The organism is Ruegeria sp. AE3 (assembly GCF_056542225.1).
The window spans coordinates 120,428-135,312 of the sequence record NZ_JBQFZL010000002.1; the positions used below are offsets into that span (position 1 = coordinate 120,428).

Consider the following 14,885-nt stretch of genomic DNA (forward strand, 5'->3'; position numbering starts at 1 on the left):
TCTGGCAGATGCCTCCGGCGGGAGTATTTGGAAAAAGATGAAGCGGGGAGCCCCGGTCTCTGGGGCTCCGGGCCGGATTTAGCCGATGAAGGCCTTGTAGCCGGCTTCGTCCATCAGATCTTCCAGCTGCGCGGCATCGGCGATCTTGATCTTGTAGATCCAGGCCTCGCCTTCGGGGTCGTCGTTCAGCGCGCCGGGATTGTCGGCCAGCGCCTCGTTCACCTCGATAATCTCACCATCAACCGGCGCGTAAAGCTCGGAGGCGGCCTTGACGGATTCGATCACGCCGATCTCGCTGTCCTTGTCGAACTCGTCGCCCACTTCCTGCTGCTCGACAAAGACCACCTCACCCAGCTGCTCGGCCGCGTGTTTGGTGATGCCCAGCGTGGCCGTGTCGCCTTCGACCGCCAGCCATTCATGCTCTTCGGAATAATAGGTTGCCATGGTGTCTCTCTCCTGACTTCAACGCTTGTAATTCTGTTTGACGAAGGGCAGCGCCACGATCTGCGCCGGTTGCGCCTTGCCCCGGATGATCAGGTTGACCTTCTCGCCCGGCTCGCCATGGCCCGCGGACACATAGCCCATTGCAACCGGGCCGCCGACCGTGGGGCCAAAGCTGCCCGAGGTGATCTGACCGATGGTGTTGCCCTCAAGGCATTGCACCTCGACCCCCTGACGCGCGGGCGCGCGGCCGTCGGGCTTGATGCCCACCAGCTTGCGCGCAGGCCCCTCGGCCAGTTCGCGCTGCACACGTTCCGCACCCGGAAAGCCGCCTTCTTCCTTGCGGCGTTTCTGCATCGCCCAGCCAAGGCCGGCCTCGACCGGCGAGGTGCTCTGGTCAATGTCATTGCCGTACAGGCACAGACCCGCCTCCAGCCGCAGGCTGTCGCGCGCGCCCAGACCCGCCGGTTCGCAATCCTCATGCGCCAGGAACGCCCGGGTAATCTCGATCGCCTTGTCTTCGGGGATCGAGATCTCGTACCCGTCCTCACCCGTGTAGCCCAGCCGCGAGATGCGGCATTCGACACCCAGGATGTCAGCAATCGTGGTTTCCATGAACTTGAGGTCGCGCGCCGCAGGGCAGAGCGCGCCCACCACGTCCTCGGCCTTGGGACCTTGCACGGCCACCAGCGCGCGGTCGAAGATCTCGGTCACTTCGACACCTTCGAGATTGTCGCGCATATGCGGAATGTCCTGATGGCGCAGCGCCGCGTTCACCACCACAAAGTAATGATCCCCCGCATTCGACACGATCAGGTCATCCATGATCCCGCCTTCGGCATTGGTGAAGAACCCGTACCGCGCCTTGCCTTCCTTCAGCGTCGCATAAGCCTGCGGACACAGAGCTTCCAGCTTCTCGCCCACATTCTCGCCCAGCAAAATCACCTGACCCATATGCGACACATCAAACAACGCCGCCTTCTCGCGGCACTGCTTATGCTCGCCCATGATCCCCAGCGGATACTGAACTGGCATCTCCCACCCGGCAAAATCAACCATCTTGCCGCCCAACTCAACATGCAAGGCATACAACGGCGTGCGTCTAATCTCGGTCATCTTGGATACCTTTTCGTATCTTTCGGTTTCGAACGCATTCCCGTCAGTCTGCCCCACGCTATCAATTTTGCAACGATTCCGGTCAACTTGCGAACCAGAGTACCGCCTGTGGGACAAGTCTGTATACGGGCGTATGCATCCTTGGCGTTCCTATAGGAAACTTTTTTCCGTTAGGCAACATTGGTCTTTTGGCTTTTGCAAGGGTTTGCCGATCACAGTTTCGAGCGCGACGATAACACCAGACAAACCAACCGCAATGGCCTGTAAAAACAGTATTTTGCCCGCACCTTATCGCACCCGCCCTTCAAGTGACTGCACTGCGAGATCCAGCACACTCAGCCCGGCCACAAGATCGCTTTCGGCGGTATCTTCGGCAAAATCGTGGCTTATACCGTTGATTGACGGCACGAACAGCATCGCAACAGGCATCAGGCGCGACACGTTTGTGGCATCGTGCAGCGCGCCCGACGGCATCCTGCGCCACCTGCCGGGGGCCACCTGTTCGGCACCGTGTTCCAGCGCCGCGCGCAGGGTCTGATCCATCGTGACAGGTTCCAACCCAAGCAAAGGGCCGTAGGTCAATACCATGTCCTGTTCGCTGGCTACTTCCTGCGCTGTGGTACGGATGATTTCCTCCATCCGCGACAGCCGATCCGGATCGCCATCGCGCCACTGCATCGAGAACCGCGCCCGACCCGGCACGATGGACGACGCATTGGGGTGAAGGTCGACCCGCCCGATGGTCCAGACGGTTTGCGGTGTCACCACGTTGCGAAACCGTTCGGTGAGGCGCGTGTTGAACAGTGACAACGCCTGAAACGCATCGCGGCGCAAATGCATTGGCGTGGTGCCCGCGTGATTCTGCTGCCCTTCGAAAGTGACCGACATGTCCCGGATGCCGACGATATCGGTAACGACGCCGATCTGCTCGTTCGCAGCGTCCAGAGAGGGGCCCTGTTCGATATGCATCTCGACAAAGCCACTGAACCGCGCGGGATCGACAAAACCCTGCGACAGGTTCGCCATGGAAGATCGGGCCTCGCCAAAGCTGACGCCGGCACCGTCGGTCAACACATCGGCCTTGTCCAGCGGCAGACCGCCGGACCAGACCGCCGAGCCCGTGGTCACACCGAACCGGCCTTCTTCGTCCTGAAAACTGACGACCGAGATCGGCTGGTCGCTGGACCGCGCGATCTCCAGCGCGGCAATCACGCCGAGCGCGCCGTCCAGCCAGCCGCCTTCGGGCTGGCTGTCGGAATGCGACCCCATGAGCAGAGAACGGCCAGGCGCCAGCCCGAACAGATTGCCGACCGGGTCGAAATGCGGTGTCAGACCTGCGTCGGCCATACGGTCCGCCAGCCATTGGCGCGCCGCAATATCCGCTTTTGAATAGGCCGGGCGGATGACTCCTTTGCCCACACCCGAGGCACCGAATTCACGCAGCTTGTGCAGATCATCCAGAAAACGCGTGTGATCGACGGCCATGAATCCCTCCGGGCGCAGTTGGTCAGGGCGACCATAGCCAGAAACCGGACAGCTGCGAATGTTTTTCCGGCGAGATCAAGAAACCCCTCTGGTCCCGGCAAGGAACCTGCCCTAAGACTTCGGCGCAAGAGGGAGCGACATGTCACATATCACATTGGTGCGCCACGGGCAGGCAAACACGACAGCGCGCGACGAAGCAAGCTATGACAAGCTGAGCGATCTGGGCCATCAACAGGCCCGCTGGCTGGGCGCGCATCTGCGTGACACCCGCAGCCACTATACACGCGTCTATTGTGGCACCCTGACCCGCCACACCGAGACGGTGGCCAGCATGGAATTGACCGATCCTGTCTGCGACGCACGGCTGAACGAGATCGAGTATTTCACCCTTGCACAGTTGTTCGAAGAACAGCACGGCGTCGAAATCCCGACCGACCGCGAGGGATTTGTCGAACACTTGCCCAAAACCTTCGCGGCCTGGGCCAGTGGAAAGATCGAGAACGCTCCGGAAACCTTCGAGGCGTTTGAAGCCCGCGTCCGCGATGCGCTGCACGAGATCGGGACCGAGGGCGGACCGGCCATCGTCGTGACCTCGGGCGGGTTGATCTCGATGGTGGTGCGGCAGGCGATGGGGTTGGACATCCCGTCGATGGCGCGGGTGGCCCTTGCCATCATGAACACGTCGATGCATCGTCTGCACCCGATTGGCGCGCAGCTGAGCCCGGTCCTGTTCAATGCGGTGCCGCATCTGGAAGCACCTGACCGGCAGTTTGCGCAGACCCACCTGTAGGAAGCAGATTGGAGATCCCCGATGCAGCTTTATTACGCACCCCGAACCATCTCGGTCGCTGTTGCGATTGCTCTGGAAGAGGCCGGACTGGACTATGAAGCAATCAAGCTGGACTTTGCCGATGGGGAACAGACAAAACCGGCCTACAAGCAGATCAATCCCAAGGGGCGCGTTCCGGCGCTGGTGGTCGATGGCGGCATCCTGACCGAGACCGGCGCGTTGCTGGAATATATTGCGGCCAAGGCACCCGAGGCCGGGTTGGTGCCAGCTGATCCGGTCATGGCCGCCCGCATGCGCGAGGTGATGTTCTATCTGGCCTCGACCATGCATGTGAACCACGCCCACAAGCTGCGCGGGCATCGCTGGGCCGACAAGAAATCCAGCTGGAAAGACATGACGGACAAGGTCGCGCAAACGATGACTGCATCTTGCGACTATATCTCGTCAAACGGGTTGCGCGGGTCGTATGTTCTGGGGGACGCGTTCTCTCTGGCCGATGCCTATCTTTATGTGGTTTGCAGCTGGCTGGAAGGCGACGGCGTCGATGTCTCGGCCTTTCCCAGGATCATCGCCTTCCGCGAGGCGATGGAGGCACGGCCTTCGGTTCAGGCGGTGCGCGCTGCCGGGATGCTCTGACAAAAGGAAATAAGATGACACATCTCTGGGTCAGGGCGGAACAGCGCCCGAACGAGGAACGGGTGGGGCTGACACCCGAAGGAGCCGCAGCACTGATCGCCGCAGGTATCCGCGTGACGGTTGAGGAAAGCCATGTCCGCGCCATTCCGATTGATGGCTACAAGGACGCTGGCTGTGCAATCGCGGCTGAGAATTCGTGGCCCGAGGCCCCGCTGGACGCGATCATCTTTGGCCTCAAGGAACTGCCCGAAGATGGCACCCCCCTGCCCCATCGCCACATCATGTTCGGCCATGCCTATAAGGGCCAGCATTCGGGTCGTGCGCTGCTAGAGCGGTTCAAGGCCGGGGGCGGCACGCTTTATGATCTGGAATATCTGGTGAGCGAAGATGGCCGCCGCGTTGCCGCCTTTGGTTACTGGGCCGGGTATGCCGGTGCTGCGGTAACGCTCAAGACGTGGGCGGCACAGCAACGGGGCGAGGCATGCCCGCCGGTTGGGGTGTATGCAGGCAAAGACGTTCTGAACTCTGAATTGCTGGCCGAGTTGGACGCCACCGGAGCCCCACGCCCCCGCGCCATCGTGATCGGTGCACTGGGTCGCGTGGGTACGGGGGCCGCAGACCTGTGCGACGCGATGGGCGTCGACGTCACCAAATGGGACATGGCGGAAACCGCCAGCGGCGGACCGTTTCCGGAAATTCTGGACCACGACCTGTTCCTGAACTGCATCTTCGCGCGCCCCGGAACCCCGGTCTTTGTTCCGCGTGAGGCGTTGACTGCCCCGCGCAACCTGACTGCTATCGGCGATGTCGCCTGCGACCCGGACAGTGATTACAACCCGGTGCCGGTCTATGACCGTGCAACCACATGGGACGCGCCAGCTTTGCGCGTGGCAACCGATCCGGTGATGGACGTGATGGCCATCGATAACCTGCCGTCGATGCTGCCGGTCGAAAGTTCGGAAGATTATGCGGCACAGCTTTTGCCGTCGCTTCTGACCCTGACCGATCTGGACAGCGGCGTCTGGGGTCGGGCAGAAGCAACTTACAAAACACATATCGAAGGGATCTGAGCGATGACGATTCACTGGTGTGGCACCGGCCTGTCGGCCATCCCCGGCCTGCGCCGTCTGATCGAGGGCGGTCACAAGGTCACTGTCTGGAACCGGACGGTCGAAAAAGCCAGGGCCGAGGTTGGGGACCTGACCAACGATATTCGCGCCTTCGACATCGACGCTCTGGGTGATGTGCTTGAGAAGGGCGACGTGATCGTGTCCATGCTGCCGGGCGACTGGCACGTACCACTGGCGGAACTGGCGATTGCGAAACAGGTCAATTTCGTTTCGTCGTCGTATATCGCGCCCGAAATGCGCGCACTGGACGACAAGGCGCGCGAGGCCGGTGTGGCGCTGGTTAACGAAGTTGGTCTGGATCCGGGCATCGACCACCTGATGGCCCATGCACTGGTCGATGACTATCGCGCCTCGGATGCGTTCGATCCGCAAAACCACCTGAGCTTTATTTCGTATTGCGGTGGCATTCCCAAGATCCCGAACCCGTTCCGCTACAAGTTCAGCTGGTCGCCCTTGGGTGTGCTCAAGGCGCTGCGGTCGCCGTCGAAGTCGATCCGCGACTATGCCCCGCTGGACGTTGCCCGTCCGTGGGACGCGATCAGCAGCTATATCGCGCCGCTGCCAACGCCGGAAAGTTTCGAGGTCTATCCCAACCGCGACTCGATCCCGTTCAAGGCGCAGTACCAGTTCGAGGATCACTGGCCAGTCAGAGAATTCGTCCGCGGCACCCTGCGCCTGAACGGTTGGGCGGATGCGTGGTCGGATGTGTTCCGTGAAATCGAAACCCTGTCGGGTCTGGAAGGGGATGCGCGTCTGAAAGAGATGTCTGACCAGTTCTGGAGCGAAAACGCCTATGACGAAGGTGAGCCCGACCGCGTTGTGCTGTGTGTTGGACTGAAAGCCGAGAAAGACGGCGTTCCTGTATGGCACAAGACCTATGTCATGGACGCCTGGGGCGATGAGCGCGGCACAGCAATGGCGCGTCTGGTATCGATCCCGGTTTCACTTGCCGTCGAGGCCGTTTTGAACCGCGCCATCCCGGCAGGCGTTCACGCAGCCCCGAGCGACCCAAAACTAGTACAGGGCTGGATGGCCGAGATCGACAGGTTGGCCCAGCACTTGCAGATCGTGGATCATACGGCCTGATCGCACGAAAAAAGCCATTCCAGAGTTTCTGGAATGGCTTTCATTGTTCTTCTTCAGGCATGGTAAACTCGTCTGGATTTCTCTGAAGGTATCTTCAGATATAGCGCTCGATGGTGTCTTCGACATCGCTGCGGTTGATGCCAAGCTCTGCCAGCTGATGGTCGGTCAGGCCGTTCAGATGCTGAGCGGCCCGAACGATATCCGGGCTGATGGCTCGAATGCGCATGGCGCGATCAAACAGCAACAAGGCGCTGGCGGCCGGGGTCGGTTGATTGGTCGAGGGGATAAAGTCAAACATACTGATTACCTCACGCAAGGGTTGCGAAACTTTCGGGTCACTGCTGGTAGGGTGCGTTGTGATACACGCTGTGATAAGCGCGCCGACGGATCTGGTCGCGGGGAATGCCGATATCGTTCAGCTGCTTGTCGCTGAGCTTTTCCAGCTTCCGAACGGTTTTTGAGAAAATCTGGCGTCGGAAATGTTCAACTTTTGCGTCGGCATATTTGGCAAAGAGGCCGTCCAAGAGGCCCTTATGAGTGTCAATCGTCTGTGCATGGGTCATTGCTGGTTCCTCCGAAATTTGAGTTGCTTGCTTGTGATAGCTTCAAATAAGGGAGGCCACCGTTAAGGCCGCCAGTCGGAATCATTAAAGTTTGTTGAGATGACGCGTGCAGCTATTCGCGGCCGGTCTGCCCTACCTGTTCCTCACTTACAGGAGTGCCCGCGCAGCGGAAGGCGCGTTGGCCTTGGTATCCGACGCCGGCGACCAACGCACAAGTCTGTTTTTGGGTGATGCCGCCGAAGGGCCTACATCAGATCGTTTTCCACGTCTTCCGCAGATATTCCCAGTGCGTCCAGACCATTCTCAAGGTGGTCAGACATGTGCGGCGTCCCGATCAGGTAATCTGCGCAGGGGGTCGATGCCTCGGACTTGGCGGTGGCGATGGCCTCGGCCAGATCTTCCGCGAAAAAGCTCTCGCGCCCGATCCACATGATGGCAACCAGTTCGGCCTGCTCGTCTTCGCTCATGCGGTCGATGAACGCCCGCAATTCGCCCTCGGCCCGGTTCAGTTCGCGGCCCATCATGGCGACCTGGGCGACTTTTCTTGCCGAGATTTCCAACATCTCTTCCACTCCTCGTGTTCGCGGTTGTTACGCCATCACAACCACCGACAGCGGCCTGCGTCTTTGATCTTGAACAAACAGGCGGATCAGCGCCGCGATCAAAATGTCCCGATAAAGTGATCCGGCTTGGGGCGTGCGCCGTAATGTGGTTATGTTTACCCAGACCAATACAGCGACCTTGGACGGACCAGCGGTTGAAACACCCGCCCCTCAACCTTGGCGCATCAACAAACACATCAAGGGTAGGCGGGTGAACGACATCAACGGCAAGCGCGAGACCAGGGCCGAATGGGTGGACCACGTCAGACGCATCCGGGATGCGCAGGATCAGGCGGCATTTGCCGATCTGTTCCAGCACTTCGCGCCGCGTATCAAGGCCTTTCTGATGAAGTCAGGGGCTGATGCCGCCATGGCAGAAGAGTGCGCGCAAGAGGTGATGGCGACCTTGTGGCACAAGGCCCACCTGTTCGATCCGACGCGGGCCACTGTGGCCACGTGGGTGTTCACCATCGCACGGAACAAGCGCATTGACGTGCTGCGCAAGCAACGCCGCCCTGAACCCGAGGATCTGGGTTGGGGTCCCGAGGCAGAGCCCGATCAGGATGACGTCATCGCGCTGCAACAGGAAACCGCGCAACTGCGCACCGCCTTGCAGGCGTTACCGGATGCGCAGCGGGACCTGATCGAGAAGGCGTATTTCGGCGACCTGAGTCACCGGGAAATAGCGTCACAAACCGGATTGCCACTGGGAACAATCAAGTCACGGATACGGCTGGCGCTGGATCGCTTGCGCCACGCGATGAATTGAGATGAGTAAGATGAACAAGTTGATCAAACATCACCTGACAGATGACCTGCTGATGGCCTATGCCGCAGGCAACCTGCCCGAAGCCTTCGATCTGATGGTCGCCACGCATCTGTCCCTGTGCGACCACTGCCGTGCGCGCGCAGAAAGCTATGACGCCGTTGGAGGGCAAGTTCTGGACAAGCAGAGTGAGGCAGTCAGCATGAGCGAAACCTCTCTGGCGGCCACGATGGCTTTGATCGCCAAGGGTGCTCCGGCGCCCAAGCCCGTTCGCCCGGGATGTGCAGTTCTGCCGACCCCGTTGCAGGATTACGTGGGTGGAACAGTCAAGGACATCCGCTGGAGGCCGATTGGCATGGGCGTCAAACAGGCGATCCTGCCGACCACTAAAGACGCCACCGCCCGATTGCTGTTCATCCCAGCCGGTGCCGCCGTACCGGATCATGGCCATAACGGCATGGAGCTGACAATGGTTCTGCAAGGGGCTTTCTCGGACGAGGTTGACCGCTTTGCCCGCGGCGATGTCGAGATCGCTGACGAGGATCTTGAACATACGCCTGTGGCGGATATCTCGGAAGACTGCATTTGTCTGGCGGTTACGGATGCGCCGCTGAAATTCAACAAGCTGATGCCGCGCCTGTTCCAGCCCTTTCTGCGTATCTGAACGCTTGCAGGCGCTGGCCCAACAGAACCGGCCCGGTGCCGGTTCAGTTTTTCAACAGGATCCTCAGCCTTCGTGACGCGCCAGAGGTACAACCTCTGTTTCAGTATCGGGCGCGATTTCTTCGAAGTCGAAATTATCCAACCGCTGCGCCCGGCGGCCGGCCTTTTCGGCACTGATCTTGATTTCCGAGATATCCTTGGCCGCCTGACCGAAGTGACGGTCGAGGTTTGAAACGCGGTCACCCAGACGGTCCACATCCTTGTGCAGCAATCCCAGTTCTTTGCGGATCGCACCGGCCTGTTCACGCATGCGCGCATCTTTAAGGATCGCCCGCATCGTGTTCAGCGTGGCCATGCAGGTGGTGGGAGAGACGATCCAGACCCGTGCGGAGAACCCTTCGCGCACCACATCGGGCAGGCGGGCGTGCAGCTCGGCATAGATCGCTTCGGACGGGACGAACATCAGGGCACCGTCAGCGGTTTCCCCTTCGAGGATGTATTTCTCGGAAATGGCCTTGATATGCACTTTCACGGCAGCGCCAAAAGCCCGCAGGCATCTTTCAACATCTGCCTTGGTCTGCGCGGCGGCAAGTGCTTCGAAATCCTCAAGCGGGAATTTCGCGTCAATCACGATCGGGCCGGGCGGGTTAGGCAGATGCACCAGGCAATCCGCGCGCCTGCCGTTCGACAAGGTGGCCTGCAATGAATAGCTGTCCGCGGGCAGTGCCTTGGACACGATATCGTTCAGCTGAATCTCACCAAACATCCCGCGCCGCTGCTTGTTCGACAGGATATCCTGAAGGCTGAGAACATCGCCTGAAAGTTTCGTGATATTGTCCTGCGCCTTGTCGATGGCGGCCAGACGTTCCTGCAGCTGCGTCAGTGATGTCGCCGTCTGTTTTGACGAACCGTGCAGGGTTTCCTTCATCCTCTCCTGCATTTCAGCCAGCGCGCGGGCCGATTTCATCGCGTTATCCGCCAGCCGGTCATTCATCTGCTGCTGGACCGAGGACAAGCGTGCCTCGACCGTCTGGATCACCTGTACCTGCGCGTTGGCCTGCGTGTCCGAAACATGCTGCAAGCCGCCGCGCAACTGTTCCTGCCCCTGCCCCAGCTGCTGCACATGCTGACCCAGAAGCGCCATCTGCCGCGCCAGCGGTTCCGCCATCCGGGCCGAGCGATTGGCGGCACGCAACGACAGGAACAGCAGCAGCAGGATCAGCGCGACTGTTCCGCCCACGATAAGAACAACCGGGTCATCCAGTGCATATTCTGTTCCTGCAATCTTGATCATGTCGCCTCGGATGTTCTTGTTTTGTTTCTGTCTTCTTAAGGCCTGTTTGAAACCAAATCAACTGCGCCCGAACAGGCGTTCGATATCGCTTAGCTTCAGTTCCACATATGTTGGTCGCCCGTGATTGCACTGGCCGGAATGCGGCGTCGTCTCCATCTCGCGCAGCAGGGCGTTCATTTCCTCGGCTCGCATACGGCGGCCGGACCGAACCGAGCCGTGGCAGGCAACCCGGCTGAGAATCGCCTCGATCCTTGCCTGCACCATCTGGCTTTCGCCCTGATCGGCCAGTTCGTCGAGGATATCCAGGATCATCGCGCGCGCATCGACCTCGCCCAGAATGGCCGGGGTTTCGCGCACGGCAATGGCGCCTCCGCCAAAGGGTTCGATGGTCAGCCCCAAACGGGACAGGTCATCACAGACAGCCATCAGACGGGCGCAGTCACCTTCGGACAACTCAACAATCTCAGGGATCAAAAGCGCCTGCGCCGCAGCGCCCGTCTCGGCCATCTGTGTTTTCAGCTTTTCATAGACCAGCCGTTCATGCGCGGCGTGCTGATCAACGATCACCATTCCATCGGCAGTCTGGGCGATGATGTAGTTTTCATGCACCTGTCCGCGCGCGGCGCCCAGTGGAAGATTCTGGGCATCAGGCTCCTGACCCTGCGAAGCGGGTGCAACCGGGATCGGATCGACAATGCTGCCGCTGTAATCATGCGCCAGTTCCGCAAAACCCGGAGCCTGTGCCCGGTACGCAGCCTGGCGCGCTGCAGGCGACGGGCGATCCATCTGATAGACCCGCGCTGGTGCAGACTGCGCGGGTTCCGGTCGCATTGCACCCAAGGTCGCATTGGCCACGGTCGAGGACGCGCGATGCCCGGCCTCTGCCAATGCGTGGCGCAGGCTGGATACGATAAGCCCGCGCGCAACGCCGGGATCGCGGAACCGGACCTCGGACTTGGCAGGGTGAACGTTCACGTCAACCAATGTCGGGTCGCAGTCGATGAACAATGCCGCAGCCGGGTGACGGTCCCGGCTTAGGAAATCGAAATAAGCCGCCCGTAAAGCGCCGGTCAGCATCTTGTCGCGCACGGGACGCCCGTTGACAAAAAGGTACTGCGCCACCGCAGCGCCACGGGAATAGGTCGGCAGGGCCGCATAGCCAAAAAGCCTGAGGCCGTCGCGCGAGGCATCGACCCGCAGCGCATTCTCGGCAAACTCGCGCCCGATCACACGGGCAAGACGGGCGTGCAAGGCGTCAAACAGGTCGCCATTCTCGCGATCCGCGCGGAAGATCACGCGGCCTACGCCACCGCCCGAGACATCGCGCAGGGTAAATGTGACGGATGGCTCAGCCATCGCCAGCCGCTTCACCATGTCCGTGATCGCCTGCGCCTCGGCCCGATCGGTGCGCATGAATTTCAGCCGGGCGGGGGTGGCGAAGAACAGATCGCTCAGCTCGACCACCGTGCCCGCGCGCAGGGCGGCAGGCTTGACCGAACCCATCTTGCCACCCGCGACATGGATCCGCGCCGCATCCAGACCCGGCGCACGGCTGGTTATGGTCAGGCGTCCGACAGCCCCCAACGAAGGCAAGGCTTCGCCTCGAAACCCGAAGGTGTGGATATTCAGCAGATCCGATCCGTCGATCTTTGATGTGGCATGGCGCGACAGGGCAAGCGGCAAATCTTCAGCCGGGATACCGCACCCATCGTCGGTCACGAGGATCAGCGTCTTTCCCCCGTCGGCGATTTCGACGGCTACACGCGTGGCCCCGGCATCCAGTGCATTCTCGACCAGTTCCTTGACGGCCGAGGCCGGGCGTTCCACCACTTCACCCGCCGCAATACGGTTGATCGCAGCATCGTCAAGCTGTCTGATCACGGGGTGATTTTCGCTGATATTGGGGTTTGTCTGCGCCATACCCCTAGACCTAGCACAACCGCGCACGATTCTACCACCGGTTTGAGCATGTCTTCTGTTCGGAAAGGGGCGCCCGGATAGCTGTGAATGAATCCCATTCCGTACCATCCGGGCGTACCAAAGTGAGTGGTGTGTTCAGCTAGTCAATGGGCAGCCCTCTAGCATGAGACTTCCCAAAAATCTGCTTAAGATTAACCTTAACGGCATCTGGGCAGAGTTTGGCCGATGACGCTCGGGCATCTGCGGCAGGAAAATGCCGTCTCAGGCTGATGTCTGAACACCAACACGTGTGCGGCATGGGCCAAACATGGCCGCCAGCGCCAGGATCAGCCCGGACATCGTTGCGATCATCCCTGCCGCACTGACCGCATCCGCTGCGCCCAGCCACAGGGGCCCGTATCCTGCCAGCACATACCCTGTCACGGCAGAGGTTATAGCGATCACGACGCTCCAGCCAATCTGCGCCTCAAGCCGGTTGGTCAGCATCCGCGCGGCTGCCGGAGGGCAGATAAACATCGCGATCACGATGATCGAGCCTACCGCGTCAAAAGCGGCAACCGCCGCGATAGCCGCAGTGATGACGAGCGCCATGCCCAGAAGTCCCGTGCGAATACCAATCGTGCGGGCGAAACCTTCGTCAAAGGTGGATATTTTCAGCGGTCGCCAGAACAGCCATGTAAACAGCATCACACCCACCAGTGTCAGCGCAATACGGGGCAGTTCCGGGGGCAATCCGGCAAGGGCCTGAGCGTCCAGCAGCGAGGACCACCCGGTCGCGTCCAGCCAGATCAGGCTTTCGAGATTGCCGTAAAGCGCATGTTCCACATCCAGATGCACGGTTGACGTATCCGTCTGCTCAAGCAGCAGGACGCCTGCCGCGAACATGGTGGTAAAAACCACGCCCATGGCGGCCCCGGGTTCGATCTGCCCCAGTCGGCGAATCGCCTCGATCAGGACCACGGCCAGAACCGCGGCCCCGGCCGCGCCCAACATCATCGGCCAGGTGGATATGGCCCCTGTCAGCAGGAACGCGACAACGATACCCGGCAGCACTACATGGCTGATCGCATCGCCGATCAGCGCCTGTTTTCGCAACACAAGAAAGTTGCCGGGCAAGGCACAGGCGATGGCCGCAAATGTTCCGATCAGCAGCGGCGTCAGAGACAGCGGGACGAATTCTTCACCACTCATGCCGGTATCCCTTGCGGTCCGCCAATCTGGCGGTCGATCTCATCAATCTGGTCCCGTGTCAGAACGGTTTCGATATCGCGCAACCCGTCATAGAGCGCAGCTGTCGCCTCGTGCGCCTGATCGGCACGCACGATTTCCCATCGCTTTTCATCCCGCAGGGCTTTGGCCGCGCGGGCCTTGCCGGTGTCCGTCGCCACGCCATCCGCCCGGACCAGCCCGGCACGCCGCAGCAAACGCAGGGTCAGGGGCTCATAGATCTTCTGCCCTTGCGCCATCGCCAGAAGCCCCTGACGAATATGCACTCGGCGCTGAAACCGCAGATGCCGCAGCACTGCCGCCAGAACGCCGCGCATCGGGGCGAAGAAGAGGGAGGCGAGGAAAAAGGCAAAGCTGACCAGCACGATAATCGGGCCGGTTGGAAGATTGGGCGCAGATGCGGATATGGCAGCGCCGATATATCCGGCCAGACCACCGGCCAGCCCGGCCAACAGAACAACGCGTTCCGAGCGGTCAGACCAGAACCGGGCGGTCACTGCCGGAATGATCAGCAAAGCCACGATCAGGATCAGGCCGACGATTTTCAGGCCGACCACGGTCACGGCCATGACCAGCCCCATCATGGCCAGATCGATACGATGCACCGGCAACCCGCGCGCCGCTGCATATTCGGGGTCGAATGCGACAAGGGTCATCGGACGGCGGATGATCAGCACCAGAGCCAAGGTCAAGGCGCCACCAAGTGCGATGATCACCGCATCGGCCCACAGCATTCCGGCGGTCGAACCCAACAGGAAACCTTCCAGCCCGGCCTGACGGCCAACCCCCATGGTTTGGATGACCGTCAGCAGCACGATCCCAAAGCCGAAGAACACAGACAGGATCGCACCGATCGCGGCGTCCTCAGCCAGGCGGGTACGCCGTGTCAGCCAGTTCATGCACAACAGACCAACCCAGGCTGAAATTGCGGACCCAACCAGCAGGCCCGGCAGGTTGCGCCCGTCCCCGCCCAGAGCGACCAGCACCATGAATGCGATACAGACGCCCGGCAGGGTTGCATGGCTGATTGCGTCGCTGACAAGGGCGCGCTTGCGCAGAAACAGGAATGTCCCCGTTACGCCCGCCGACACGCCCAGCAATGTCGCACCGATGGCTACCAGCGTGGCGTTATAGCCAAGCTGAAGGGTCAGAGCATCCCAAAGCAT

At 60.7% G+C, this 14,885-nt stretch carries 16 protein-coding genes; 6 read left to right on the forward strand and 10 right to left on the reverse strand.

Annotated features, from left to right (window positions below; genetic code table 11):
* Positions 1-78: 78 nt before the first annotated feature.
* The 3 genes from gcvH to ACR0NZ_RS07380 all read right to left on the reverse strand — a co-directional run bounded on the left by gcvH (position 79) and on the right by ACR0NZ_RS07380 (position 3,042).
* Positions 79-444: a glycine cleavage system protein GcvH gene (gene gcvH / locus ACR0NZ_RS07370; RefSeq protein ID WP_480474211.1), complete on the reverse strand. Its 366-nt coding sequence runs from the start codon at positions 442-444 to the stop codon at positions 79-81.
* Positions 445-462: 18 nt separating this feature from the next.
* Complete coding sequence (gene gcvT, locus ACR0NZ_RS07375) at positions 463-1,557, reverse strand: glycine cleavage system aminomethyltransferase GcvT (protein ID WP_480517937.1); 1,095 nt, start codon at positions 1,555-1,557, stop codon at positions 463-465.
* A 288-nt stretch (positions 1,558-1,845) separates the two neighbouring features.
* Positions 1,846-3,042, reverse strand: a complete 1,197-nt coding sequence (locus ACR0NZ_RS07380; protein ID WP_480517939.1) for a Zn-dependent hydrolase — start codon at positions 3,040-3,042, stop codon at positions 1,846-1,848.
* A gap of 139 nt (positions 3,043-3,181) precedes the next feature.
* On the opposite strand from ACR0NZ_RS07380, the gene ACR0NZ_RS07385 reads away from it, so the two are divergent.
* The 4 genes from ACR0NZ_RS07385 to ACR0NZ_RS07400 are packed head-to-tail and all read left to right on the forward strand — an operon-like array spanning position 3,182 to position 6,684.
* Positions 3,182-3,832 carry a histidine phosphatase family protein gene (locus tag ACR0NZ_RS07385; protein WP_480517941.1) on the forward strand — a complete coding sequence of 217 codons (651 nt, stop codon included), beginning with the start codon at positions 3,182-3,184 and terminating at the stop codon, positions 3,830-3,832.
* Between the two features lie 21 nt (positions 3,833-3,853).
* On the forward strand, positions 3,854-4,468 hold the full coding sequence (locus ACR0NZ_RS07390; protein ID WP_480517943.1) for a glutathione S-transferase family protein: 615 nt from the start codon (positions 3,854-3,856) through the stop codon (positions 4,466-4,468).
* Between the two features lie 14 nt (positions 4,469-4,482).
* Positions 4,483-5,538: a saccharopine dehydrogenase gene (locus tag ACR0NZ_RS07395; protein WP_480493926.1), complete on the forward strand. Its 1,056-nt coding sequence runs from the start codon at positions 4,483-4,485 to the stop codon at positions 5,536-5,538.
* A 3-nt stretch (positions 5,539-5,541) separates the two neighbouring features.
* Positions 5,542-6,684, forward strand: coding sequence for a saccharopine dehydrogenase family protein (locus tag ACR0NZ_RS07400; RefSeq protein WP_480517945.1), 1,143 nt, complete (start codon positions 5,542-5,544; stop codon positions 6,682-6,684).
* Between the two features lie 94 nt (positions 6,685-6,778).
* On the opposite strand, the gene ACR0NZ_RS07405 is transcribed toward ACR0NZ_RS07400, so the two are convergent.
* The 3 genes from ACR0NZ_RS07405 to ACR0NZ_RS07415 form a co-directional block, all read right to left on the reverse strand.
* Positions 6,779-6,982 carry a DUF1127 domain-containing protein gene (locus tag ACR0NZ_RS07405; protein ID WP_480474216.1) on the reverse strand — a complete coding sequence of 68 codons (204 nt, stop codon included), beginning with the start codon at positions 6,980-6,982 and terminating at the stop codon, positions 6,779-6,781.
* 37 nt (positions 6,983-7,019) lie between these two features.
* The gene (locus ACR0NZ_RS07410) at positions 7,020-7,247 is read right to left on the reverse strand and encodes a DUF1127 domain-containing protein (RefSeq protein ID WP_480474217.1); all 228 of its coding nucleotides are present in this window, start codon (positions 7,245-7,247) and stop codon (positions 7,020-7,022) included.
* Between the two features lie 245 nt (positions 7,248-7,492).
* On the reverse strand, positions 7,493-7,810 hold the full coding sequence (locus ACR0NZ_RS07415; protein WP_209505065.1) for a DUF3775 domain-containing protein: 318 nt from the start codon (positions 7,808-7,810) through the stop codon (positions 7,493-7,495).
* A 151-nt stretch (positions 7,811-7,961) separates the two neighbouring features.
* Between ACR0NZ_RS07415 and ACR0NZ_RS07420 the strand changes: the two genes are divergently transcribed.
* Both ACR0NZ_RS07420 and ACR0NZ_RS07425 read left to right on the forward strand, forming a co-directional pair.
* Positions 7,962-8,618 (forward strand): sigma-70 family RNA polymerase sigma factor, encoded by a 657-nt coding sequence (locus ACR0NZ_RS07420; RefSeq protein ID WP_480517947.1) that lies wholly within the window; start codon positions 7,962-7,964, stop codon positions 8,616-8,618.
* A 10-nt stretch (positions 8,619-8,628) separates the two neighbouring features.
* Positions 8,629-9,279 carry a ChrR family anti-sigma-E factor gene (locus tag ACR0NZ_RS07425; protein ID WP_480517949.1) on the forward strand — a complete coding sequence of 217 codons (651 nt, stop codon included), beginning with the start codon at positions 8,629-8,631 and terminating at the stop codon, positions 9,277-9,279.
* A 63-nt stretch (positions 9,280-9,342) separates the two neighbouring features.
* Here ACR0NZ_RS07425 and ACR0NZ_RS07430 read toward each other — a convergent pair whose 3' ends face one another.
* The 4 genes from ACR0NZ_RS07430 to ACR0NZ_RS07445 all read right to left on the reverse strand — a co-directional run bounded on the left by ACR0NZ_RS07430 (position 9,343) and on the right by ACR0NZ_RS07445 (position 14,885).
* Positions 9,343-10,572, reverse strand: a complete 1,230-nt coding sequence (locus ACR0NZ_RS07430; protein ID WP_480517951.1) for a DNA recombination protein RmuC — start codon at positions 10,570-10,572, stop codon at positions 9,343-9,345.
* Positions 10,573-10,629: 57 nt separating this feature from the next.
* Positions 10,630-12,492, reverse strand: coding sequence for a DNA mismatch repair endonuclease MutL (mutL, locus tag ACR0NZ_RS07435; protein WP_480517953.1), 1,863 nt, complete (start codon positions 12,490-12,492; stop codon positions 10,630-10,632).
* A gap of 261 nt (positions 12,493-12,753) precedes the next feature.
* Positions 12,754-13,683, reverse strand: coding sequence for a metal ABC transporter permease (locus ACR0NZ_RS07440; protein ID WP_480474222.1), 930 nt, complete (start codon positions 13,681-13,683; stop codon positions 12,754-12,756).
* A complete protein-coding gene (locus tag ACR0NZ_RS07445; RefSeq protein WP_480493931.1) occupies positions 13,680-14,885 on the reverse strand; it encodes a metal ABC transporter permease in 1,206 nt (401 codons plus the stop codon). The genes ACR0NZ_RS07440 and ACR0NZ_RS07445 overlap by 4 nt, the downstream gene beginning before the upstream one ends.

Coding starts and splice junctions, on each gene's coding strand:
- ACR0NZ_RS07390 (WP_480517943.1), top strand. CDS start 3,854: ATGCAGCTTTATTACGCACCCCGAACCATCTCGGTCGCTGTTGCGATT.
- mutL (WP_480517953.1), bottom strand. CDS start 12,492: ATGGCGCAGACAAACCCCAATATCAGCGAAAATCACCCCGTGATCAGA.
- ACR0NZ_RS07380 (WP_480517939.1), bottom strand. CDS start 3,042: ATGGCCGTCGATCACACGCGTTTTCTGGATGATCTGCACAAGCTGCGT.
- gcvT (WP_480517937.1), bottom strand. CDS start 1,557: ATGACCGAGATTAGACGCACGCCGTTGTATGCCTTGCATGTTGAGTTG.
- ACR0NZ_RS07400 (WP_480517945.1), top strand. CDS start 5,542: ATGACGATTCACTGGTGTGGCACCGGCCTGTCGGCCATCCCCGGCCTG.
- ACR0NZ_RS07385 (WP_480517941.1), top strand. CDS start 3,182: ATGTCACATATCACATTGGTGCGCCACGGGCAGGCAAACACGACAGCG.
- ACR0NZ_RS07430 (WP_480517951.1), bottom strand. CDS start 10,572: ATGATCAAGATTGCAGGAACAGAATATGCACTGGATGACCCGGTTGTT.
- ACR0NZ_RS07405 (WP_480474216.1), bottom strand. CDS start 6,982: ATGTTTGACTTTATCCCCTCGACCAATCAACCGACCCCGGCCGCCAGC.
- ACR0NZ_RS07445 (WP_480493931.1), bottom strand. CDS start 14,885: ATGCTTTGGGATGCTCTGACCCTTCAGCTTGGCTATAACGCCACGCTG.
- gcvH (WP_480474211.1), bottom strand. CDS start 444: ATGGCAACCTATTATTCCGAAGAGCATGAATGGCTGGCGGTCGAAGGC.
- ACR0NZ_RS07410 (WP_480474217.1), bottom strand. CDS start 7,247: ATGACCCATGCACAGACGATTGACACTCATAAGGGCCTCTTGGACGGC.
- ACR0NZ_RS07395 (WP_480493926.1), top strand. CDS start 4,483: ATGACACATCTCTGGGTCAGGGCGGAACAGCGCCCGAACGAGGAACGG.
- ACR0NZ_RS07440 (WP_480474222.1), bottom strand. CDS start 13,683: ATGAGTGGTGAAGAATTCGTCCCGCTGTCTCTGACGCCGCTGCTGATC.
- ACR0NZ_RS07415 (WP_209505065.1), bottom strand. CDS start 7,810: ATGTTGGAAATCTCGGCAAGAAAAGTCGCCCAGGTCGCCATGATGGGC.
- ACR0NZ_RS07425 (WP_480517949.1), top strand. CDS start 8,629: ATGAACAAGTTGATCAAACATCACCTGACAGATGACCTGCTGATGGCC.
- ACR0NZ_RS07420 (WP_480517947.1), top strand. CDS start 7,962: ATGTTTACCCAGACCAATACAGCGACCTTGGACGGACCAGCGGTTGAA.